Origin of the sequence: Rhodococcus sp. W8901 (genome assembly GCF_013348805.1) — a bacterium.
Classification (GTDB): Bacteria; Actinomycetota; Actinomycetes; order Mycobacteriales; family Mycobacteriaceae; genus Prescottella.
This window is the reverse complement of sequence record NZ_CP054690.1, coordinates 960,531-981,852: the sequence shown is the minus strand read 5'-3', so window position 1 is coordinate 981,852 and position 21,322 is coordinate 960,531. Positions and strand designations below refer to the sequence as shown.

Annotated in this window: 19 protein-coding genes; 6 read left to right on the top strand and 13 right to left on the bottom strand. The window is 65.9% G+C overall.

Translation table 11 applies throughout. The annotated features are described in order from the left end of the window. Nucleotides 1–3 precede the first annotated feature (3 nt). The 11 genes from HUN07_RS04610 to HUN07_RS04560 form a co-directional block, all read right to left on the bottom strand. Entirely contained in the window at nucleotides 4–795 is a 792-nt protein-coding gene (locus HUN07_RS04610; RefSeq protein ID WP_147283493.1) for a hypothetical protein, read from the bottom strand. Next, nucleotides 762–2,174, bottom strand: coding sequence for an MCE family protein (locus HUN07_RS04605; protein WP_174908213.1), 1,413 nt, complete (start codon nucleotides 2,172–2,174; stop codon nucleotides 762–764). The genes HUN07_RS04610 and HUN07_RS04605 overlap by 34 nt, the downstream gene beginning before the upstream one ends. Continuing rightward, nucleotides 2,171–3,394: an MCE family protein gene (locus HUN07_RS04600; protein ID WP_174908211.1), complete on the bottom strand. Its 1,224-nt coding sequence runs from the start codon at nucleotides 3,392–3,394 to the stop codon at nucleotides 2,171–2,173. Before HUN07_RS04600 ends, HUN07_RS04605 begins: the two co-directional genes overlap by 4 nt. Next, a complete protein-coding gene (locus HUN07_RS04595) occupies nucleotides 3,391–4,695 on the bottom strand; it encodes an MCE family protein (protein WP_174908209.1) in 1,305 nt (434 codons plus the stop codon). Before HUN07_RS04595 ends, HUN07_RS04600 begins: the two co-directional genes overlap by 4 nt. Next, the gene (locus HUN07_RS04590; protein ID WP_174908208.1) at nucleotides 4,692–5,744 is read right to left on the bottom strand and encodes an MCE family protein; all 1,053 of its coding nucleotides are present in this window, start codon (nucleotides 5,742–5,744) and stop codon (nucleotides 4,692–4,694) included. The genes HUN07_RS04595 and HUN07_RS04590 overlap by 4 nt, the downstream gene beginning before the upstream one ends. Further along, nucleotides 5,731–6,765, bottom strand: coding sequence for an MCE family protein (locus HUN07_RS04585; protein WP_114720523.1), 1,035 nt, complete (start codon nucleotides 6,763–6,765; stop codon nucleotides 5,731–5,733). The genes HUN07_RS04590 and HUN07_RS04585 overlap by 14 nt, the downstream gene beginning before the upstream one ends. Continuing rightward, a complete protein-coding gene (locus HUN07_RS04580; RefSeq protein ID WP_114720521.1) occupies nucleotides 6,765–7,946 on the bottom strand; it encodes an MCE family protein in 1,182 nt (393 codons plus the stop codon). The genes HUN07_RS04585 and HUN07_RS04580 overlap by 1 nt, the downstream gene beginning before the upstream one ends. Before the next feature lie 8 nt (nucleotides 7,947–7,954). Next, nucleotides 7,955–8,806 carry an MlaE family ABC transporter permease gene (locus tag HUN07_RS04575; RefSeq protein WP_114720519.1) on the bottom strand — a complete coding sequence of 284 codons (852 nt, stop codon included), beginning with the start codon at nucleotides 8,804–8,806 and terminating at the stop codon, nucleotides 7,955–7,957. Nucleotides 8,807–8,826: 20 nt separating this feature from the next. Further along, entirely contained in the window at nucleotides 8,827–9,591 is a 765-nt protein-coding gene (locus HUN07_RS04570) for an MlaE family ABC transporter permease (RefSeq protein ID WP_114720517.1), read from the bottom strand. Nucleotides 9,592–10,260: 669 nt separating this feature from the next. Continuing rightward, entirely contained in the window at nucleotides 10,261–11,172 is a 912-nt protein-coding gene (locus tag HUN07_RS04565; protein WP_114720515.1) for a 3-oxoacyl-ACP reductase, read from the bottom strand. A 118-nt stretch (nucleotides 11,173–11,290) separates the two neighbouring features. Beyond that, the gene (locus tag HUN07_RS04560) at nucleotides 11,291–11,479 is read right to left on the bottom strand and encodes a ferredoxin (protein WP_114720967.1); all 189 of its coding nucleotides are present in this window, start codon (nucleotides 11,477–11,479) and stop codon (nucleotides 11,291–11,293) included. A gap of 284 nt (nucleotides 11,480–11,763) precedes the next feature. Between HUN07_RS04560 and HUN07_RS04555 the strand changes: the two genes are divergently transcribed. The 3 genes from HUN07_RS04555 to HUN07_RS04545 all read left to right on the top strand — a co-directional run bounded on the left by HUN07_RS04555 (nucleotide 11,764) and on the right by HUN07_RS04545 (nucleotide 15,812). Beyond that, on the top strand, nucleotides 11,764–12,945 hold the full coding sequence (locus HUN07_RS04555) for an acyl-CoA dehydrogenase family protein (RefSeq protein WP_114720513.1): 1,182 nt from the start codon (nucleotides 11,764–11,766) through the stop codon (nucleotides 12,943–12,945). A gap of 14 nt (nucleotides 12,946–12,959) precedes the next feature. Next, nucleotides 12,960–14,081 carry an acyl-CoA dehydrogenase family protein gene (locus HUN07_RS04550; RefSeq protein WP_174908206.1) on the top strand — a complete coding sequence of 374 codons (1,122 nt, stop codon included), beginning with the start codon at nucleotides 12,960–12,962 and terminating at the stop codon, nucleotides 14,079–14,081. Nucleotides 14,082–14,180: 99 nt separating this feature from the next. Next, on the top strand, nucleotides 14,181–15,812 hold the full coding sequence (locus HUN07_RS04545; RefSeq protein WP_174908204.1) for a long-chain-fatty-acid--CoA ligase: 1,632 nt from the start codon (nucleotides 14,181–14,183) through the stop codon (nucleotides 15,810–15,812). A 71-nt stretch (nucleotides 15,813–15,883) separates the two neighbouring features. Here HUN07_RS04545 and HUN07_RS04540 read toward each other — a convergent pair whose 3' ends face one another. Both HUN07_RS04540 and HUN07_RS04535 read right to left on the bottom strand, forming a co-directional pair. Then, nucleotides 15,884–16,996 carry an NAD(P)H-dependent flavin oxidoreductase gene (locus HUN07_RS04540; RefSeq protein WP_114720507.1) on the bottom strand — a complete coding sequence of 371 codons (1,113 nt, stop codon included), beginning with the start codon at nucleotides 16,994–16,996 and terminating at the stop codon, nucleotides 15,884–15,886. Further along, nucleotides 16,996–18,645: an acyl-CoA synthetase gene (locus tag HUN07_RS04535; protein WP_174908202.1), complete on the bottom strand. Its 1,650-nt coding sequence runs from the start codon at nucleotides 18,643–18,645 to the stop codon at nucleotides 16,996–16,998. Before HUN07_RS04535 ends, HUN07_RS04540 begins: the two co-directional genes overlap by 1 nt. 79 nt (nucleotides 18,646–18,724) lie before the next feature. On the opposite strand from HUN07_RS04535, the gene HUN07_RS04530 reads away from it, so the two are divergent. From HUN07_RS04530 to HUN07_RS04520, 3 genes are all read left to right on the top strand, one after another. Further along, nucleotides 18,725–19,546 (top strand): crotonase/enoyl-CoA hydratase family protein, encoded by an 822-nt coding sequence (locus HUN07_RS04530; protein WP_174908200.1) that lies wholly within the window; start codon nucleotides 18,725–18,727, stop codon nucleotides 19,544–19,546. A 157-nt stretch (nucleotides 19,547–19,703) separates the two neighbouring features. After that, complete coding sequence (locus HUN07_RS04525) at nucleotides 19,704–20,327, top strand: TetR/AcrR family transcriptional regulator (RefSeq protein ID WP_174908198.1); 624 nt, start codon at nucleotides 19,704–19,706, stop codon at nucleotides 20,325–20,327. 208 nt (nucleotides 20,328–20,535) lie between these two features. After that, the gene (locus tag HUN07_RS04520; RefSeq protein WP_174908196.1) at nucleotides 20,536–21,297 is read left to right on the top strand and encodes a 3-hydroxyacyl-CoA dehydrogenase; all 762 of its coding nucleotides are present in this window, start codon (nucleotides 20,536–20,538) and stop codon (nucleotides 21,295–21,297) included. The last annotated feature ends 25 nt before the right edge of the window (nucleotides 21,298–21,322 follow it).

Below are 21,322 nucleotides of genomic sequence, written 5' to 3'. Positions count from 1 at the left end.
CGGTCACGGCACGAACTCCACTTTCGAAGCGGTCAACGTCCCGTCGTTGTCGGTCACCGTGACTCGCATCCGGAAGTCACGCGTACCGTTCTGCGCTCCGTCGGGGGTAGTCACATCGGCGCGCGCGGACACGAGAACCTTTGCGGTGTCCTCGCTGTCGCTCTCGATTCCGGACGCGACGATCCGGCCCACCGTGGTCACGCCGGCTTCCTTCACGATGCTGACGAACGGGTCCTCGCGGCCATCGAACTCGGACTTGAACTCGCCGCTCGCCCCCGCCAGGATCTTCTCGACATCTTCCTTGGCAGTCTCCGGCTTGATCGTCGTGAGATTGAGGACCGTCTGCTGAGCGGTTCCCATGAAGGCTTCTCGCCGGGCGTCACGATCATTGGCGGCCATCCGCTCGAACACCAACCACCCACCGACCCCGAGAAGCGCCACGATCACCAAGCCCACAGCGATCATGGCCGCCAGCGCACCGCGGCTCCGACCGGGGTCGGTCGAGGCGGCCGGGTTCCGATCGTCCGACGCAGCCTCCCCCGCCGGACCCGAGAGGTTTGCTGCCTCGGTGTCCGCGGAGGATTCCGTCGCCGAGGCATCCACGACCGGCGTCCGGGCCTTCTCCAACGTGATAATGCCTGTGGGGCTGGTACCCGAGTCGGCAGACTGTACGTTCTTCACCGACTGTGCGCCGTCGCCGTTCGCCGGTCCCGCACTGCGACTGGCACGCCGACGTGTCGGCCGCTTGTACTCGTCGGGTGTCAGCCCTGCTGACGTGTCATCATCGTCTGCCACGTCGTGTCCTCTCTCGGTGTTCCTCCCGCAAGCCCCGGCTGCGAGTACAGCAGGCCGTCGGGCCCGACGTACTTGCCCGTCGTCGGGTCGTAGGGGCGCGCTGTGGCAGGCACATTCGCGCTCCCGACGCTCGCCGGAGCCGTCGTGTACGAGGGTACAGACGGATCCTGCGGCGGCCCACTGGGCGGGTTGTTGCCCAGCGGAACGTATCCACCTGCGCTACGGCACTCCTCGGGCGAAGCGGCCCGCTTGCCCGGGACCTCCATGCACGGATAGTTGCGCGCACCGCGAACTGTGGTCGGGTCGTCCTGCGCCACCTTGCAGAAGAGGTCCGACGGCGTGGGCGGAGTCGTCCTCTCGTTCGGTGCACGCCACTGGTCGGCCGGGAGGAAGCCCGTGGTGCACGGCGGCGGATCGTTCACCTGCAGCGCGAAGTTCACGATCGCTCCGTCGTCGATCGGTCCCTTCATCGCGATGGTCAGCAACGAAGACACCAGCGGCGGATAGATCACGAGCACCTGCTCGATGCTCTTGTGGTAGATCGTGGAGACCTCGCCGACACTCACCAGATTGGCGAGCAGCAGCGGCAGGGTCGGCTTCAACTCCTGGAACAGGGCGTTGGCCTCGTTCGCCGCGTTCGGCGTCTGCGCCAGCACGCTGCGGATCTGAGGATCGCTGGCACGCAACTGGTTCGAGAATGTCACCAGGTCCTGGGTCCACGCCCGGATCGCGTCGCTCGTGACCACCTGCGTGTCGAGCAAGCCCTCGGCCTGTTCGATCAGTGTCTTGGTGGCGTCCGAGTTGGCGTTGGCCTCCTGGACGAACAGTCGCGCCGAGTCGATGAGTCGCTGCAGATCCGGACCGGCGCCGTTGAACGCCTTGAACGACTCGTCGACCACGGTGCGCAACTGTGTGTTCGAGATGCTCTGAACGAGTGTGTTCGCCTGGTCGAGCATCGCGCCGACGTCCTGCGGAATACTCGTGCGGCCCACGGGAATCACGTCCCCGTCGGTAAGGTACGGCTCCGAATCTGTGCGCGGAATCAGGTCGACGTACTGCTCACCGACCGCGGACACGCTCTTGACCGCCGCGTCGAGGTCCGCGGGGATGTCGTAGCTGTCGCTGATCGACAGCTTCGCGTCCACACCGTCCTCGGTGAGCACGACGTCCTCGACCTTGCCGATATTGGTGCCGCGGAACGCGACATTGGCGTTGACGTACAGCCCACCACTCGAGGGCAGCTGCACGGTCACCCGGTTCTGCCCGATGCCGAACAGCGCGGGCAGTTGCACGTACTGGGTGGCCATCACGACCAGACCGATGACGGTCAGGATCGAGAAGATCACCAACTGAATGCGGACGAACCTCGAGAGCATCATGGCGTCGGCGCTCCTAGTTGCGGAAGGCCAGGAATCTGCAGCGACGGAATATCGTTCGCCGTCGCAGGTTTGGGCTGGGGCTGGATCAGATCAGGCTTCTTCGGCTCGGGTATCTTGAGCGGATCGTTGGTCTGGCCGGCCGTGCCCGCCAACGTCCCGAGCGCGCCCTCGACACCTGCGAGTGTCGAACCGAGGCCCGTCTGGTCGATGAAGTTGCTGGTCAGGCGCTCGTTGGTCAGATCGATCATCATGTTGAGGTTCGCGTAGTCGCCCTGGAACACCTGATCCATGTACTTCATCGTGAACGGGAAGGTCAGCATCAGCGACAGCACCTCGGTCAGGTTGTTACCCGTGCCGGCGAGCTGCTCCAGAAGCGGTGACAGCGAAGCAAGATTCGCCTTCAGGTCGTCGCCACTCGCGTTGATCACGCGCGTCGCGGTGTCGCTGAAGTTACCCAGTGCCACGAGCGCATTCGTCAGGTTCTGACGCTGCGCCACCAGCACCTCGAGGGCAGGCGGAATCCCGTCCAGAGCGCGGTTCAGCGTGTCGGTCTGCTGGTTCACCGTGCCGGCCAGTCGATCGATCCCTTCCATGGCGGAGATGATCTGCGTGCGCTGATCGTCGAGACTGCCCACAAGCTGATCGAGTTGCGGTAGGAGGTCCCTGATCGAATCCTCGCGCCCGCCGAGGGCCGCGTTGAGTTCCCGGGTGATGTCGTTGATCTGCGCCAGGCCACCGCCATTGAGCACGACCGACAGGGACGAGAGCGTCTGCTCCGTCGTGGGGTATGCGCCCGCTCGCTCGAGCGGGATGACGTCCCCGTCCTTCAGGGTTCCCTGCGGGGCGATGCCCACCGGGGGCAACAACTCGAGGTGCTGCGAACCGAGCAGGCTGGTCTGCCCGATCTTCGCCGTCGTGTTGGCCGGCAACTGCACATCCTTGTTGAGCGACACCGTGACGAGGGCGTGCCAGTCCTGTACCTCGATGCCGGTGACCGCGCCGACCGTCACGTCGTTCACCCGAACCGGTGAGTTCTGCGACATGGTCGTCACGTTCGGCATCTGAACCTGAACGGTGTACGAGTCGTCTCCTCGGCCTTCGGTGCCCGGCAACGGAACCGAATTGAGACCGTTCCACTCGCAGCCTGTCACGGCCATGGTGAGGGTGAGGGCGATGGCCGACGTGGCCAGCACTCGGGTTCGCTTGCGGTTCCGGGTCATCGCCCACCTCCCGGATTGAGCAGTTCGCCGAGGTCCTTGGGCACCTGGACCGACGGCATAGTGAAGAGCGGCGCAATCTCGGAGGATGACGGTCCGGACGGCGCCCGCGCCGGCACCTGGCCGGCGAGACTCGGCGGGCTGAACTCGATCTGCTCCGGCAGAGCACCCTGGGAATCCGCAACACGCGTCAGGATCGCCGGGTAGTTCGTCGTGATCGAGTTGAGCACCGGGCCGAGGAACTGAGCGCAAAGATCTGCCGATCGATCCGAATCGTTGGTTTCGAGCCCCGCGATGAGGCCACAGACCATGTTGATCGGGTTCCTTGCGTTGCTCGCGGCCAGAACACCGTTCACTGATCCCTGCTTGGGGGTGTAGATGTCCTTGAAGTTCGCCAGCGCGTTCGGTGCGACATGCAGAACCTGCTCGAGCTGCGGGCGCTTCTCGACGAGCACCGAGGTCGCGTCCGCCAACCGGCCGACCTGCTCGGTGAGTGAGGCGCGGTTCTCGGTGACGAAGCGGTTCACGTCGCCGATCGCGACGTCGAGATCCTGCAGCGCCGTACCGAGTTCGTCACTGGTGTCGGCCAGCAGCGACGACACGGACTGCAGGCGTCCGCCGAACTGCACGATCTGCTGGTTGCTCGACGAGAGTGCCGACACGAACACCTGCAGGTTGCGGATGGTCGCGAACAGATCGGTTCGCCCGTCGGACAGGGTCTTCATCGTGTCGGACAGCTCGCGCAGCGTGCTGCGCAGTGCGTCACCGTTGCCGTCGAGATTGTCCCCGACGGTGTCGATGAAGTTACCGAGCGAGCCCTGATCGGCGCCGCCCTGTGGACCGAGGGCGTCCGACAGCTTCGTCAGCTCCGTCTTGATCTCGTCCCACTCCACCGGAACAGCGGTGCGCTCCATCGGAATCTCCGCACCGTCTGTCATTGCCTCTCCCCCGGTGTACACCGGGGTGATCTGCACGAACCGCGCAGCGACGAGGCTGGGCGCGATGATGACCGCCTTGGCGTCGGCCGGGATGTCCACCGAGCGATCGACGTTCATGACGACCGTCGCGCCGGTTCCGTTGGGGTCGATGCTCTCGATCGAGCCCACCTTCACACCGAGCACTCGAACGTCGTCGCCGGCGTACAAGCCTGTGGTGGAGGGGAACTGCGCCGTGATGGTGGTCTTTCCGAGCCCGGGGAACAGGTAGATCACCCCGGCCACGAGAACGGCAACCACGACGACGGCAGCGCCGCCGATCGTCAGCCACTTCTTCCTGGTACTTGTCTGCTGCTGTTGGTCGCTCATCGGTTCGGGTCCTTGAGCTCGGTCGTCAATGGCGGGAGCTGGGTGAGGTCCTGCGGCACATGCTCGGGCCACAACAGTTGATCGACCGCCGTCTGCGTGAGCGCGCTGACGCTGAAGTTGGCGACATACGCCATGAAGAACGGGCCACTGCCGACGGCCTCGCCCAGCGAACGCGCGTACGGCGCCAGCCCCTCGAGCGCCTGGCCGATGTTGTCCTTGTTGTTCTGCAGGTTCGCGACGACCGCGTTGAGCTTGTCGAGCGTCGGCTTCATCTGCTGCTCGTTGTCCTGAACCAGACCGGTGAGCTGCTGCGAGACCGACGAGACATTCGTGATCAGCTCACTGATCGCGTTGCGACGACGGTCGAGTTCGCCGAGCAACTGGTTGCCGTCGAGGATCAGCGTGTTGATCTGGTCGCTGCGGTCCGCGAGGATCTTCGTCACGCCCTCGGCCCGGCCCAGCAGGTCCTTCAGGGACTCGTCTCGCGAGTTGATGCTCTGGGACAGGCGAGTGACGCCGTCGAGCGCGGCGCGCAATTCGGGCGGGGTGTCGGAGAGCGTCTCCGACACCGCGTTGAGCGACTCGTTGAGCTGGTTCGTGTCGAGATCCGAGACGGTCGAGGTGAGGTCCCCGAGCGCATCGTTGAGCGAGTACGGAGAGTTGGTGCGCTCCAACGGAATGGTGCTGCCGACCTTCATGACGTCCTCGCCCTCGGAGGTCACTTGAAGCGACTTGCGTCCGAGGATCGTGTTGGTCTTGATGTCAGCGCCCGAACTGCCGCCGAGGCGAATACCCTCGTTCATCGAGAAGGCGACCCGCACTTCGGCACCGTCGAGTTCGATATTCTCCACCTTGCCGACGTTGACGCCGGCGAGGGTCACGAAGTCGCCGGGCATAAGCCCGCCCGCGTCCTCGAACAGCGCCTCGTAGCGCACGTTGCCGAACAGGAACGGCAGTCTGTCGTACTGCAGTCCAGCCAGCACCAGGCACGCCGATACAGCGACACCGATGATGCCGATGCGCGTGAGATTCCGCTCACCCTTGGCCATCGAATGCACACCTCCCCGTCGTCTGAAGCGGTGTGGTCGGCAGGTTCACCCGCAGTTCCTTCCCGTCGGGCCCGGAGAACTTGAACGCCACTTCGCACGTATAGAACTGGAAGAACGCGCCGTATGAACCCGTGCGGATCAGCTTCCGGTACGCCTCAGGCAACCGCTCGAGCACCCAGTTGATGTCGTCCTGGCCGTTCTGCAGGTTCGTCGCGAGATCGCTCGCGTGGGCGATCGTCGACTGCAGATCCGGACGCGCTCCTTGGAGCAGCTGCGCGAGATCGTCGGTCGCCGTAGCGATCTTCGGGATCGCGGCGCCGATCGGGTCCTTGTCCTGCGCCAAGCCGCTCACCAATTGCTGGAGCTGGTCGATCGTCGACGAGAACTGGTCACCCTTGTCGTTGATGGTCGTCAACGTGGTGTTCAGGTTCGTGATGACGTCACCGATCAGCTTGTCCCGGTCGGCGAGCGTGGACGTGAACGAACTGGTGTTGCCGAGCAACGACACCAGCGTGCCGCCCTGTCCCTGAAGGACGTGCAGCAGCGCGCCACTCAGATCGTTGACCTGCTCGGCGCTGAGTCCCCGGAGCAGCGGCTTGAAGCCACCCAGCAGCAGGTCGAGGTCGAGGGCCGGCGCTGTCTGCGACTCCGGGATGGTCCCGCCCGTGTCGAGCGGCGCCGTCGAGCCCTCGCCCTCGAGCAGTTCGAGGTACCGGTCACCGACGAGGTTCTCGTAGCGGACCGTGGCCCGGGTGCTCTGCACCAGAGGGTATTTCGCATCGACGTCGAACGTCACCTTGGCGAGGTTGTCGGAGTTCACCTCGACGCCCTTGACCGTGCCCACGGGGACACCCGCGATCCGCACCTTCTCCCCGGACTTGAGACCGGACGCGTTGGTGAACACCGCACGGTAGCCGTCGGTGCTGCTGAATCGGGCCTGACTGAACACGATTGCCAGACCGGCGAAGATCAGCACCATGACAGTGGTGAACGCGAGGAACTTGACTGTGGTCGCGCGCATCAGTTCCGACCCTCCGCAACCGGGGTTCCTCCGTAGAGCATCTGGAACAGAGTGGGCATGCTGATGGTGCTCTTCGTCGACGGCATGTACGGGGTGTTCGCGTTGTCCGTCACGACGAACGGCGCGTTGCCGTCACGCTTTGGATCGAAGTCGGGCAGGCCCCAGCAGCTCGGACCACCGGTGGCGTTGACCTTCGGCAGATCCCGCGGGTACGTGTACGGCTCGAGGCCAGCCAGGAAGCTCGAACTCATCGCGAAGCCTGCCTGGCCGCCGCCCTCGATCTGCTCGGCCATCGGGCGGGCCTTGTTGAGGCCGACAATGAGGCACGAGATGGCGGGCGAGTAGCCCGACAGCAGGGCCGTGGTCGGCTCCAGCAGGTCGAGTGCCCGAGTCAGGTTCGCCTCGTTGTCGGTGAGCAACTGGTTGCCGTTGTTCGCCAGCGCCACCGCGTTCTCCAGCGTCATTCGCAGGTTCTCCCGCTCCTCGACGATGCTGCCGCTGGTCGCGGTCAGATTGCCGAGCAATGTCATCAGGTCCGGTGTGACGTCGGCGTACGTGTTGGTCACGGTGGCCGCCGCGTTGAGGTCCTGCTTCAGCTGCGGCAGAGTCGGATTCATCTTCTTCAGGTACGCATCCGTCTCGCCCAACAGCTCTCCCAGCTCGTTACCCCGTCCGTTGAGCGCCGACGAGATGGCACCGAGCGTCGCGTTGAGCTTCTCCGGCTCGATCTGCTGCAGCAGCGTCGACAGGTTCTGGAACAGCGTGTTGAACTCGACGGTGACGCTCTCGGCGCCGATCACCGAGCCCGGCTGAAGGGACTTGGGCGACGGATCGCTCGGAGTAACGAAGTTGACGTACTTGGCGCCGAACACCGTGGTCGACTTGATCTCGACGGGAGAGTTCGCGGGAATGAGGTGCAGCTGCGACGGATCCATGTCGAGCTTGATCCGGGCCTGGCCGTCGACCTCGTCGATCGAAGCCACCCGACCGACTTCGACACCACGGAGTTTGACCTTGGCATCGGGTTCCATGACCAGGCCTGAGCGTGAGGCTGTCACCGTGACCGGTTCGCTCTTCGTGAATCCACCGACGAACATCGTCAGCGCCACCACGACGATCGCCACGAGGCCGAGCACCATCACGGCCGCAGCGAGTTTCGTCTTCCACCTTGCTTCGGGCATCGTCCCCCCTATCCCGAGAGGTTGAAGTTGCCGGACTGGCCGTAGATGGCCAGCGAGATCAGCAGGGTCACGGTCACGACGGCGATGAGCGAGGCGCGGACCGCGTTACCGACCGCGACACCGACACCGACGGGACCGCCGCTTGCGTTGAAGCCGTAGTAGGTGTGGATCAACATCACGGCCACGCCCATCACGATCGCCTGCACGAACGACCACAGGATGTCTGTCGGTATGAGGAACGTCGAGAAGTAGTGGTCGTAGACGCCGCCCGACTGCCCGTTGAACACAACGGTCGCGAACCGGCTCGCGACGAACGACGCGATCACGGCGAGCGAATACAGCGGGACGATCGCGATGATGCCGGCCATCACACGTGTCGACACCAGGTACGGAACCGACGGAATGGCCATCGATTCGAGCGCGTCGATCTCCTCCGAGACGCGCATGGCACCGAGCTGTGCGGTGGAGCCGGCGCCGATGGTGGCGGCCAGGCCGATGCCCGCGATGACCGGAGCAGCGATGCGCACGTTGATGAACGCGGAGAAGAAGCCGGTGAGGGCCTCGACGCCGATGTTCCCGAGCGAACTGAAGCCCTGGACGGCAATCACACCGCCTGTGAACAGCGTCAGGAAGCCGACGATGACGACGGTGCCGCCAATGACGGCGAGCGCGCCTGTACCCATGCCGATCTCGGCGATCAGGCGGATTACTTCCCTCCGATAGTGCACCAGCGCGCGCGGCGCCCCCACGAGCGCGCGCCAGAAGAACAGCGCCTGCTCGCCAACCTTGTCCACCGACCGCGACGTTCTTGCGATCCGCCGCCGAGTGCGGACGAAACGCCCCGATGCCACCAGAGCCATCTACTTCACCCCCCTGTCACTCATCCGGACGTCAGCTTGATACCGATGGCGGTGATGAGCACGTTGACCACGAACAGCGCCATGAACGAGAACACGACGGTCTGGTTGACGGCGTCGCCGACGCTCTTGGCGCCGCCCCGGACATTCATCCCGAGATACGCGGCCATGAGACCGGCGATCATTCCGAACAGACCGGCCTTGAGCATCGAGATCATCAACTCGCCGAAGCCGGTGAGGAGGGTGATGCCGTTGACGAAGGCACCCGGATTGACGTCCTGCACGTACACGGAGAAGAGGAAACCGCCGAGGATACCGATGGTGCAGACCAGGCCGTTGAGCAGGAGCGCAACCGCGGTGGAGGCCAGCACTCGCGGCACCACCAGTCGGTGGATCGGATTGATGCCGAGCACGCGCATCGCGTCGATCTCTTCGCGGATGGTTCTCGCTGCGAGGTCCGCGCAGATCGCGGTCGCGCCGGCACCGGCAACGATGAGCACCGTGACGATCGGGCCGACCTGCGTGACCGCGCCGAGGGCCGCACCCGCGCCGCTGAGGTCGGCCGCACCGATCTCCCTCAGCAGGATGTTGATCGTGAAGCTCACCAGCACCGTGAACGGGATCGCGACAAGCACGGTCGGAATCATCGACACGCGGGCGACGAACCATGCCTGATCGATGAACTCCCGCCGTTGAAACGGACGCGAAAAGACGGCCTTGAGCGTGTCCGCCGACATCGCGAAGAATCCGCCGGCCGCTCTCAGGGGTACTTCGAGGAGGTCGACCACTCTTCCTCCTCACCAGTACTCGTAACTCGACGTTGTCGATCGCGTGTGCGCCGATCGCTTCCGCGACGCAACACATCCCCCAGAGCGCCCGAACAGCACAAACGCCCTGTGATCCAGGTCATATTAACTAGAACGTGTTCACCTGTCAAAGGTCCACCGTGTCCGAGTCTCAGAATTCCACTCGCGGGACCCGAAACCCCGACGCGCGCCACGCCCCGAAGCGGCGACACCGGACGTTGCACACGGCCGGCCGGGACGCCGAGCGACTGAACGCCCGGAACGTCGATCCACCCCATAAACGAGCCTGAACAGCGCCTTCGCCGCGGCCGTGAAGGAGACGCCATGGCCGTCCGGCGCCACGATCCGACGTCCCGAAATAGCCCGGATCGACAACCCACTCCGATCGCCGCGCTCATCCAGAACCGCAATCAACCCCATCCCCGAGCGCCCCGGACCGGCAGGAGCCGACAGAAAAACTGGAACGCGTTCTAGACACCAGTACAGCGTTCTGCGGCGGCATGCCCCCGAAGTACTACTCCCCCGACGCACCGACTCACGTCGCGCGCGTCCGCCCCATCTTCGTCCGCATTCGTCCTGCATGTATCGAAAATCCCGCAATCTCCCGTTACAGGGGAGATTGCGGGACACGGTTGCGAGGAGCGGCCTCGATCAGCCGAGACCCTTCAGCGCCTCGGATGCGGAGAACATGCGTTCGGGATCGCGATCGTCGAAGTACGCGCCCATCTCGTTCGCGAGATCGGCAGGCGTCCACTGCGCCGCCGCGTCGAACCGCTGTTCCACGACGGGGGCCGCCATCAGCGCGACCATGGGGCCGTAGACGACGAATACCTGACCGTTGACCTTGTCCGCCGCCGGCGACGCCAGGTACGACACAAGCGCGGCAACATGCTCGGGCGACAGCGGATCGATCTCGCCCTCGGGAGCGTCACCGAAGACGGACTCCGTCATCGACGTCCGGGCACGGGGGCAGATGGCATTGGCGCGCACACCGTACCGGGACAGGCCACGCGCTGCCGACAGCGTAAGCGCCGTGATTCCGGCCTTCGCGGCGCCGTAGTTCGGCTGTCCGGCCGGGCCGAGTAGTCCGGCCTCGGATGACGTGTTGATCAGCCGGCCGTAGACGGGCGCACCGGCCGCCTTCGACTGGTCCCGCCAGAACGTGGCGGCGTTGCGGGAAAGAAGGAAGTGTCCACGCAGGTGGACCTTGAGGACGAGGTCCCATTCCTCGTCGGACATACCGAACAGCATGCGGTCGCGGACGATGCCCGCGTTGTTGACGACGATGTCGACGCCGCCGAGGCCCTGCGCCGCGGCCATGAGCGCGTCCGCAGTGGACCGCTCGCCGACGTCACCGGCGACGAACTCGACTTTTCCACCGAGAGTGCGGATTTCGTCCAGCGTGGACTCGACCGCGTCGTTGATACCGAGATCGTTGACGACGACCGCCGCCCCGGACTGCGCCAGGCCGATCGCCTCGGCCCGGCCGAGGCCGGAACCCGAGCCGGTCACGATTGCGACCTTGCCCTCCAGGCTGACCTCGCGACTGTTGACTGCACTCATGAACGCACTCCCGTACCCGTGACGTCGACCGGCCTCGTGCCGATCGGTGCCTCGTCGCTGCGGCTGCCGGCGACGCGGCCAATGTAGAACGTGTTCTACATTGGCCGCAAGGCTCGGTCTAGTGTTCGGTCAGTGCAGCGCGCGGGCACTGCGCGATTGCCGAACGCACGTCGGCCTCCCGGTCGGCCGGGGGCACGGGCGCCGAGATGATCAACTCCTCGTCATCATCCAGATCGAAGATGTCGGGAGCGATTCCGACGCACACGCCGTTCGCCTCGCAGCGATCCCTGTCGACCCTGACCTCCATGACCATTCCTCTTTTCACATTCGTTCGAAAGACTCGCGGAAAGCGCGTTGCACCGGGCTGTGGTCCAACGACTTCGGTCATAAGACTAGAACCCGTTTCACTGCTGTGCAATGATTCGGACAACCATCCTCGACGCGGCTGCTGCACGGCTCCGCCTCGGTGACGGACAGCCCGCTGCACGGCCTCGAACACCACGGCCGTGGCCCGCGATCTTTCCAGAAACCGTGCCGAATCCCGCGATTCCGCGATTCCGCGCCGACGATAGCCTGGATTGGAGAAACCAAGTGGATATCACCTACACCGCGGAGCAGCAGAAGCTGCGCGAGGAATTGCGAAGCTACTTCGCGAAATTGATGACTCCGGAACGTCGCGAAGCACTGATGGCGACCACCGGCGAGTACGGCGCAGGAAACGTCTACCGCGAGGTCGTCCAGCAGATGGGCCAGGACGGGTGGCTCACCCTCGGCTGGCCCAAGGAGTACGGCGGCCAGGAGCGGTCCGCGATGGATCAGCTGATCTTCGTCGACGAGGCCGCGATTGCGGGTGCGCCGGTGCCATTCCTGACGATCAATTCGGTCGCGCCGACGATCATGCATTTCGGTACGCCCGAACAGAAGGCGTTCTTCCTGCCCAAGATCTCCGCGGGTGAACTGCACTTCGCGATCGGCTACTCCGAGCCTGGCGCCGGCACCGATCTCGCGTCGCTGCGCACGTCCGCGGTCAAGGACGGCGACGACTACGTCATCAACGGCCAGAAGATGTGGACGAGCCTCATCCAGTACGCCGACTACGTCTGGCTCGCGTGCCGCACGGATCCGGCCGCGAAGAAGCATCGCGGCATCAGCATGCTGATCGTGCCGACCACCGCAGAGGGATTCTCGTACACGCCGGTCCACACGATGGCCGGGCCCGACACCAGCGCAACCTACTACCAGGACGTCCGCGTGCCGCAGAGCTCGCTGGTCGGCGAGGAGCACGGCGGCTGGAAGCTCGTCACCAACCAGCTCAACCACGAGCGCGTCGCGCTCACGTCGGCCGGCGTGATCATGACCGCGCTGCAGGAAGTGCGCGAGTGGGCACAGAACACCAAGCTGGCCGACGGCCGCCGGGTGATCGACCAGGAATGGGTCCAGATCAATCTGGCTCGGGTGCACGCCAAGACCGAGTACCTCAAGCTCATGAACTGGGAGATCGCGTCGGCCACCGACCACGCTCCCGGCCCCGAGGCCGCGTCCGCCAACAAGGTGTACGGCACCGAGTTCGCCACCGAGGCGTACCGACTGCTGATGGAGATCATGGGCCCGTCCGCCACCATCCGGCAGAACTCGCCCGGCGCCGTCCTGCGCGGCCGGCTCGAGCGGTGGCACCGCTCGGCACTGATCCTCACCTTCGGCGGCGGCACCAACGAGGTCCAGCGCGACATCATCGCCATGACCGCCCTCGGCCAGCCCCACGCCAAGCGATAAGCAAGGACCACACCATGGACTTCTCTCTCACCGAGGCCCAGCAGGACCTGGCAGGTCTCACCAAGGGCATCGTCTCCGACATCGTCACCAACGAGCACCTGCGCGAACTCGACTCCGCGGAGGACCGGTTCGACCGCAAGCTGTGGGACGCGCTCGCGTCGTCCGGCGTGCTCGGCGCAGCACTGCCCGAGTCGGTCGGCGGCGACGACTTCGGCATTCTCGAGCAGTGCAGCATCCTCATCGAACTCGGTCGCGGCGTCGCGCCGGTGCCGTACCTGTCGTCGATCGTGATGGGCGCCGGCGCGATCGCCGAATTCGGTTCTGATGCCCAGCGTGCCGAATGGGGTGCACCCGCGGCCGCAGGATCGAAGATCATCGCCGTCGGGCTCGCCGAGGAGCTCAACGACAACCCCGCGGCGCCGGTCACCCGGGCGAAGCAGACGGCGAACGGGTGGACGCTGAGCGGCACCAAGATCGTCGTCGACGCGGCACCGATCGCGGACCTGATCCTCGTGCCGGCCGCCACCGAGAGCGGCACCGTGCTGCTGCTGGTCCAGCCGGGCGACGCGGGTGTCACGATCACGCGCCAGCAGACGACGGACTTCGGCTGCACCGGCATCGTCGAGCTGTCCGGCGTCCAGCTGGACGCCGACCGGGTGCTCGGCACCGTCGAGCAGGGCGGCGAGATCGTCGAGTGGATCCTCGACCGCGGCGCAGTGGGCTCGAGTGCCTTCCAGTTCGGCGTCCTTGACCAGGGGCTCAAGATCACTGCCGACTACGCGCGCGAACGCGTCCAGTTCGATCGGCCCATCGGCAGCTTCCAGGCCGTCGCGCAGCGACTCGCCGACGGGTACATCGATGTCAAGGGTGTGCGGTTGACCCTGTGGCAGGCCGCTTTCCGTCTCGCGGAGGGACTGCCGACGGAGGGCGAGATCGAGATCGCGAAGTTCTGGGCCGCGGATGCGGGCCATCGCGTCGCCCACTCCGTCGTGCACATCCACGGCGGTGTCGGTCTCGACGAGGACCATCCGGCGCACCGATACTTCCTGGCCGCGAAGCGCCAGGAGTTCCTGCTCGGCTCCGCGACCGATCAACTCCGCCGCCTCGGCGCCGTCCTGGCCACGACTCCGGCGTAAGCACCACGGACACAAGCGGTCCGAAACGAACGACTCGGATCGGTCCCACACAGTGAAATCGGGAAACATGACGGGCGTCACAATCGTCATGATGTGGGAATGACAGCGACTCCCACGGTGGCGGACCTGCTCGCGCAGGTCCGCCACATCGATACGCACGGAATCCGATTCGAAGATGCGTACATTCCGTGGACGGACCACGTCCACGGAATGTACGACCGTGCATCCGCTTTGAACCACCTCCTCGATCCGGCGCGACCGCGGCATTTCGGTGTCCTCATGGACAACGTCCCCGAGTTCTCCTCCCTGCTCGGTGCCGCCGCGTTCTCCGGTGCCGTTCTCGCCGGCCTCAACACCACCCGGCGCGGTGAGGCCCTGGCCCGCGACATCGCACTGTCGGACTGCCAGATCGTGTTCACCGAGAACACCCAGGCCCACCTTCTCGACGACATCGACCTCGGCGATGTCCGGGTGATCAACGTGGACTCCCCGGACTGGGCGGAGATCCTGTCCCCCTTCGCGGGCAGCCCCGCAATCCCGCCCACGGCCGCGCCCGACGACCTGTTGATGCTCATCTTCACGTCGGGTACGAGTGGCGATCCGAAAGCCGTGCGGTGCACGCACGCCAAGATCGCCGATCCCGGAGTGATGCTCGCGGACCGGTTCGGCCTGTCCAACGACGACGTCGTCTACATGTCGATGCCGATGTTCCACTCCAACGCGATGATGGCCGCGTGGGCCGTCGCCCTGCGGGGACGGTCCGGTATCGCGATGCGACGAAAGTTCTCCGCGTCCGGCTTCCTGCCGGATGTGCGCCGCTACGGCGTCACGTACGCCAACTACGTCGGCAAGCCGCTGTCGTTCATCGTGGCGACCCCGGAGCACTCCGACGACGCCGACAACACGCTGAAGATCATGTACGGCAACGAGGGTTCCGCGCCGGTGGTCAAGGAGTTCTCGCGTCGCTTCGGGGCGCGCGTGATCGACGGCTTCGGCAGCACCGAGGGCGGCGTGTCGATCTCGGCGCACCCCGACTCCCCGGCGGGCGCCCTCGGGCTCCTCCCGGACAACGTGGAGATCCGCCACCCGGACACCGGCGCCGTCTGCCCGCCTGCAGAATTCGACGCCTCCGGCCGCCTCGTGAACGCCGAGGAGTCGACGGGCGAGATGGTCAACGTTTCCGGCGCGGGCGCGTTCGCCGGCTACTACAAGAATCCCGAGGCGGACGCCGAGCGCCTGCGCGACGGCATGTATTGGAGCGGCGACCTCGCCTACCGCGACGCCGACGGCTTCGTCTACTTCGCCGGACGCAGCTCCGGTTGGCTCCGGGTGGACGGCGAGAACCTGGGCGCCGCGCCGATCGAACGGATCCTGGTGCGCTATCCCGGCTTCGCGCAGGTGTCGGTGTACGCGGTACCGGATCGGGAGGTCGGCGACCGCGTGATGGCCGCCGTCATCCCCACCGCAGATGCGGCAGACTTCGATCCGGTCGCCTTCGCCGAGTTCCTGGACGGGCAGCCCGATCTGGGGCCCAAGCAGCGCCCGACCCTGCTGCGGGTGTGCAGCGAGTTCCCGCGCACCGCAACGTTCAAGGTCGTCACCCGCACGCTCAGTGCGGAGCGCTGGCACTGCCCCGAGCCCGTGTGGATCCGTGAGCGCGGCCAGGACGAATTCGCACTCCTCACACCGGAGCTCGCGCTCACGTTGGAGCGTCAGACCGCAGACGCCTAGCTCCGACGAAGAACTGGAGCCCGGAACGACTTTCGTCGTTCCGGGCTCCAGTTCTTCTGTGACCGCGAAGGCTACTTCAGACTGTCGAGCCTGGCCACCGTCGACTCGAAGCCCTCGACGAGTTCGGCCATGATCTCGGCGACGGGGCGGATCTCGTTCATCCGGCCCACGATCTGTCCGACCGGCATGGCCACGACCTCGGGGTCGTCACCCGCCGAGATGCGCTGGTGTGCCTCGCTGACGAGGATGTTCTGCAGCGGCATCGGCAGCGGATCGGGGGCGTCGGGCTTGGCCCACGCCTCGGTCCACTTGGTCTTGAGCAGCCGGGCCGGCTTGCCGGAGTAGATCCGCGAGCGGACCGTGTCGGCCGACGTGGCACCGAGCAGGGCACGCTGGATCGACGACGGACCGTCGGCGGCACTGCCGAGCTTGTACTCCGACGTGGTGAGCCAGTACGACCCCATCCACACACCGGACGCACCGAGCGCGAGCGCGGCGGCGATCTGACGGCCGCTGCCGATGCCGCCCGCCGCCAGGACGGCGGCGGAGTCGCCGACGGCGTCGACGATCTCGGGGACGAGCACCATCGAGGCGATCTCACCGGTGTGGCCGCCGGCCTCGTAGCCCTGCGCGATGACGATGTCGACACCGTTCTCGACGTGGCTGCGCGCGTGCCCGACGGCCCCGGCGAGGGCCGCGACCGGCACGCCCTTCTCGTGAGCGAGGTCGATGACGTCCTTCGGCGGCGAGCCGAGAGCGTTGGCGATCAACGCGATCCGGTGATTGAGTGCCACATCGACATGCGAGCGTGCCACCGAGTGCAGCCAGCCGAGCGTTCCCGTCGCGCGCTCGACATCGTCCGACAGCGGCGGGACCCCGAGCTCCTCGAGAGTCCGGTTGACGAATGCGCGGTGCTCGGCCGGGATCAGCTTGTCCAGGTCGACCGCCGCGCCCTCGGTGGGGACCTTGGCCGGCATCACGATGTCGACGCCGTACGGCTTTCCGTCGGTGTTCTCGTCCATCCAGGTGAGGGTGGCCTCGAGCTCTTCCGGATCGTTGAACCGGACGCAACCGAGGACACCGAGTCCACCGGCCCGCGAGATTGCTGCTGCCACATGCTCGGACGGCGTGAAACCGAAGATCGGGTACTGGATGCCGAACTTCTCGGCGAGATCGGTGTGCATCAAGCGTCCTTGCCGTTGGTGTAGTGATCGTCGGCGTCGCGCGACTGGGTCTCCGCGGTGGCCCACTTGTAGTCCGGCTTACCGGCCGGCGAGCGCTTGATCTCGTCGACGAGCCACAGGCTGCGCGGCACCTTGTAGCCGGCGATCTCCTTGCGGGCTGCCTCGACGATATCGTTCAGGCTCGGGTTGGTTCCGGGGCGCGGTGCGACGACGGCCGCGACACGGTTGCCCCAGCGCTCGTCGGGCACACCGACGACCAGGACGTCGAAGACGTCGGGGTGCGTCTTGACGGCGCCCTCGACCTCCTCAGGGTAGATCTTCTCGCCGCCACTGTTGATCGAGACCGATCCGCGGCCGAGCATCGTGACGGTGCCGTCCTCCTCGACCGTGGCGTAGTCGCCCGGAATCGAGTAGCGAGTTCCGTTGAGGACCTTGAACGTCGCCTTGGTCTTCTCCTCGTCCTTGTAGTAGCCGAGGGGAATGTGGCCGCTGCGGGCGAGCATGCCGACCTGGCCGGAACCGGGCACGACCGGGATGCCGTCGTCGTCGATGACGACCGTGGCCGCGTCGATCTTCACGCGCGGGCCACCGGTGTGCTCGAAGCCCTTGGTGATGGTCGCAAGGCCGCCGAATCCGGTCTCCGAGGAGCCGATCGAGTCGGTGAGCAGACGGTTCGGGAGCAGGTCGAGGAACTGCTCCTTGAGCGCGGGCGAGAACAGGGCCGCGCTGCTGGCGATTACGTACAGCGACGAAAGGTCGTACGGCTCACCGGTCTCCGGGTTGCCGGCAATGAGCGCGTCGATCATGGGACGCGCCATCGCGTCGCCCGTGATGAAGATGAGGTTGATCTTGTGACGGTCGATGACCTGCCACACCTCGTGGCCGTCGAACTCCGGGTGCATGACGAGCGTGCCGCCACCGAACAGGCTGTGGAACACCGCCGACTGCGAACCGCCGTGGATCATCGGGGGAATCGGGAAGCGGACCATCGCGGGGTGCGCGGCACCGAGCTTCGCCAGCTCCCACTCGTCCTGCAGGTACTCACCGGTGACGAAGTTGACACCGCCGCCGAGCACCCGCCACCAGTCCTCGTGCCGCCACATGACGCCCTTGGGCATGCCGGTGGTGCCGCCGGTGTAGAGGATGAAGATGTCGTCGGGGCTGCGCTCACCGAAGTTGCGCTCGGGCGAACCCTGGGACAGCGCCTTCTCGAATTCGACGCCGCCGTACGACGAGTAGTCGAGATCCGTGCCGTCCTCGACGACGATTGCCGTCTTGACGAGAGGGGTCTCGGGCAGGACGCCCGCGACCTTGTCGCTGTAGCGGCGCTCGTGGATGAGCGCGACCATGTCCGAGTTCTCGAAGATGTACTGTAACTCGTTCTCGACGTACCGGTAGTTGACGTTGACCATGATCGCGCGGGCCTTGAAGATGGCAACCATCGACACGATGGCCTCGATGGTGTTCCGGCTGTAGATGCCCACCTTGTCACCCGGCTCGACGCCCTGATCCCGCAGGTAGTTGGCCAGACGGTTGGCCTTCTCCTCCAGTTGCGCGAACGTCAGCTCACGGTCGGCGTCCACGAGGGCGAGGCGGTCCGGGTTGAGGTCGATCGAGTGTTCTACGAGATCTGCGATATTAATGGCCACGTCAACAAAGTAGAACGTGTTACTGTCGGTGACAAGACCCAATTTGAGACTCAACTCACACACATAGCGGGAGCCCTCAGTGTCCACCGAAACTACGGAAAACACAGACGTTTCGGCGAAATCGCCCCACTGCCTCATCGAGAAGCGTGGCCACGTCATGATCGTGACGATGAACCGCCCCGAGGCCCGGAACGCGCTCTCGGGCGAGATGATGGCGATCATGACCGACGCCTGGGACCGGATCGACTCCGATCCCGACATTCGCGTCGCGATCCTCACCGGCGCCGGTGGCACGTTCTGCGCCGGAATGGACCTCAAGGAGATGAACCGCAACGCCCCGGGCGACAAGTTCGGCGCCGGGATGGACGTGACGCGGTTGCCGGCACTGCTGAAAGGCCGCCGCCTCACCAAGCCGCTCATCGCCGCGGTCGAGGGCCCGGCCATCGCCGGCGGCACCGAGATCCTGCAGGGCACCGACATCCGCGTCGCCGGCGAGAGCGCGCGGTTCGGCGTCTCCGAGGCGCGACTCGGACTGTTCCCGCTCGGCGGATCCGCGGTCCGACTGGTGCGCCAGATCCCGTACACCGTCGCCGCGGAGATCCTGCTGACCGGCCGGACGGTTCCCGCCCCCGAGGCCAAGGAACTCGGCCTCATCGGCCATGTCGTCCCCGACGGCACGGCCCTCGACAAGGCACTCGAGATCGCCGAGCAGATCGCCGCCAACGGCCCCATCGCGGTGCAGGCGATCTTGAAGACCATCCGGGTCACCGAGGGCATGCACGAGGAGGAGGCGTTCGCGCTCGAGGCCCAGATCGGCATGGCGGTCTTCAAGAGCGACGATGCCAAGGAGGGCCCGCGCTCCTTCGCAGAGAAGCGCTCCCCCAACTTCACCGGCAAGTAAGCGGTCACCGCTCGAGCGGAGGGTCCCTTCACACGCTGTCAGCGCGTGAAGGGACCCTTCCGCTTCCGCGGGGCGCTCAGGGCGGGGCGCCCCGGGACACCCGCACCGTGCGTATTCTCGACGAGCATTGACCGACGATCGACAGGTGAGACCGTAGATGGGCACAACAGCTGGTGACGCACCTCAGCCTCAGTGGCAGCGCCTCGAGCCGCTGGAGCTCACGCCGATCCTGTCAGCGGCGCTCGATGCCTTCTACGAGAAGGGCTTCCACGGCGCATCCGTGCGCGAGATCGCCCGCCGGGTCGGGGTCACGGTGCCGGCGCTGTACTACCACTACGAGAGCAAGGAAGGCCTGCTCGTCGCCCTGACCGAGCTGTCCACCAGGGACGTGCTGACGCGCGCACACGCCGCGGACGACGCCGGCGAGGACGACCCCGCCCGTCGGCTCGAGAACGTGGTGTCCGCAATCGTGCTGCGGATGACCGATCGGGCGCGACTGGCGGCCGTCGAGGGCGAGGCGCGCTACCTGCGCCCCGAGGCCTACGAGCGCTACCGGACCGTCCGCAAGGGCATCGAGAACCTTGTACTGGGAATCGTCCGGGACGGAAACCGCGCGGACGCTTTCGACGTCGAGGACCCGGCCGAGACGACCCGGGCCATCCTGGGCATGTGCCAGGCGATTCCCCGCTGGTACCACACCGAGGGAAAACTGGGACCCCAGGCCGTGGCCGCCAAGTACGCGGCGATCGCGTCGAAGATGGTCGGGGTCGAACAGCACTGACCCACACGTTGACCTCCCTCGGCCCCCGTGGTACTAACACTTAGCGATCGATAAGTAAGATTGTTGGGAAAGGGACCCGCCACTCGTCATTCACCTCGAAGCGGCAGGCGAGCGGTACGGTCTGCAGACCATCCGCGAAGGCGCGGGAACGGCCAACGCGCCATCATCGAACGACCCTGAAGCACAAGAACATCCGGAAGGAACCCACATGATCGTCAACGATAGCGTCGCCCTCGTCACCGGCGGCGCCTCGGGCCTCGGCCTCGCCACCGCCAAGGCCCTGCTCGCCGACGGCGCCAGCGTCGTCATCCTCGACCTGCCCTCGTCCAACGGCGAGACCGTCGCCAAGGAACTCGGCGACCGCGTCCGCTTCGCCGCCGGCGACGTCACCGACGAGGCCTCCGTCACCGCCGCCCTCGACCTCGCCGAGTCCCTCGGCCCGCTGCGCGTGACGGTCAACTGCGCCGGCATCGGCAACGCCATCAAGACCGTCGGCAAGAAGGGCGCATTCCCGCTCGCCGACTTCACCAAGATCATCAACGTCAACCTCGTCGGCACCTTCAACGTGCTGCGCCTGGCCGCCGAGCGCATCGCCCAGAACGAGCCGATCGACGGCGAACGCGGCGTCATCATCAACACCGCCTCCGTCGCCGCATTCGACGGCCAGATCGGCCAGGCCGCCTACTCCGCATCCAAGGGCGGCGTCGTCGGCATGACCCTGCCCATCGCCCGCGACCTGGCATCGCTGCTCATCCGCGTCGTCACCATCGCACCCGGCCTGTTCAAGACCCCGCTGCTCGGCTCGCTGCCCGAGGCCGCACAGGCCTCCCTCGGCCAGCAGGTGCCCCACCCCTCGCGCCTGGGCGACCCCGCCGAGTACGGCTCACTCGCCGCACACATCGTGTCCAACCCGATGCTCAACGGCGAGGTCATCCGCCTCGACGGCGCCATCCGAATGGCCCCGCGCTGATCCCGCGCTGATCCCGGAAGCGTAG

Bases quoted from the DNA above. Each gene is read 5' to 3' on its own strand.
- HUN07_RS04565 (WP_114720515.1), bottom strand. From the start codon at position 11,172: ATGAGTGCAGTCAACAGTCGCGAGGTCAGCCTGGAGGGCAAGGTCGCA.
- HUN07_RS04600 (WP_174908211.1), bottom strand. From the start codon at position 3,394: ATGACCCGGAACCGCAAGCGAACCCGAGTGCTGGCCACGTCGGCCATC.
- HUN07_RS04550 (WP_174908206.1), top strand. From the start codon at position 12,960: ATGGACTTCTCTCTCACCGAGGCCCAGCAGGACCTGGCAGGTCTCACC.
- HUN07_RS04590 (WP_174908208.1), bottom strand. From the start codon at position 5,744: ATGGCCAAGGGTGAGCGGAATCTCACGCGCATCGGCATCATCGGTGTC.
- HUN07_RS04605 (WP_174908213.1), bottom strand. From the start codon at position 2,174: ATGATGCTCTCGAGGTTCGTCCGCATTCAGTTGGTGATCTTCTCGATC.
- HUN07_RS04595 (WP_174908209.1), bottom strand. From the start codon at position 4,695: ATGAGCGACCAACAGCAGCAGACAAGTACCAGGAAGAAGTGGCTGACG.
- HUN07_RS04575 (WP_114720519.1), bottom strand. From the start codon at position 8,806: ATGGCTCTGGTGGCATCGGGGCGTTTCGTCCGCACTCGGCGGCGGATC.
- HUN07_RS04545 (WP_174908204.1), top strand. From the start codon at position 14,181: ATGACAGCGACTCCCACGGTGGCGGACCTGCTCGCGCAGGTCCGCCAC.
- HUN07_RS04560 (WP_114720967.1), bottom strand. From the start codon at position 11,479: ATGGAGGTCAGGGTCGACAGGGATCGCTGCGAGGCGAACGGCGTGTGC.
- HUN07_RS04585 (WP_114720523.1), bottom strand. From the start codon at position 6,765: ATGCGCGCGACCACAGTCAAGTTCCTCGCGTTCACCACTGTCATGGTG.
- HUN07_RS04525 (WP_174908198.1), top strand. From the start codon at position 19,704: ATGGGCACAACAGCTGGTGACGCACCTCAGCCTCAGTGGCAGCGCCTC.
- HUN07_RS04540 (WP_114720507.1), bottom strand. From the start codon at position 16,996: ATGCACACCGATCTCGCCGAGAAGTTCGGCATCCAGTACCCGATCTTC.
- HUN07_RS04520 (WP_174908196.1), top strand. From the start codon at position 20,536: ATGATCGTCAACGATAGCGTCGCCCTCGTCACCGGCGGCGCCTCGGGC.
- HUN07_RS04580 (WP_114720521.1), bottom strand. From the start codon at position 7,946: ATGCCCGAAGCAAGGTGGAAGACGAAACTCGCTGCGGCCGTGATGGTG.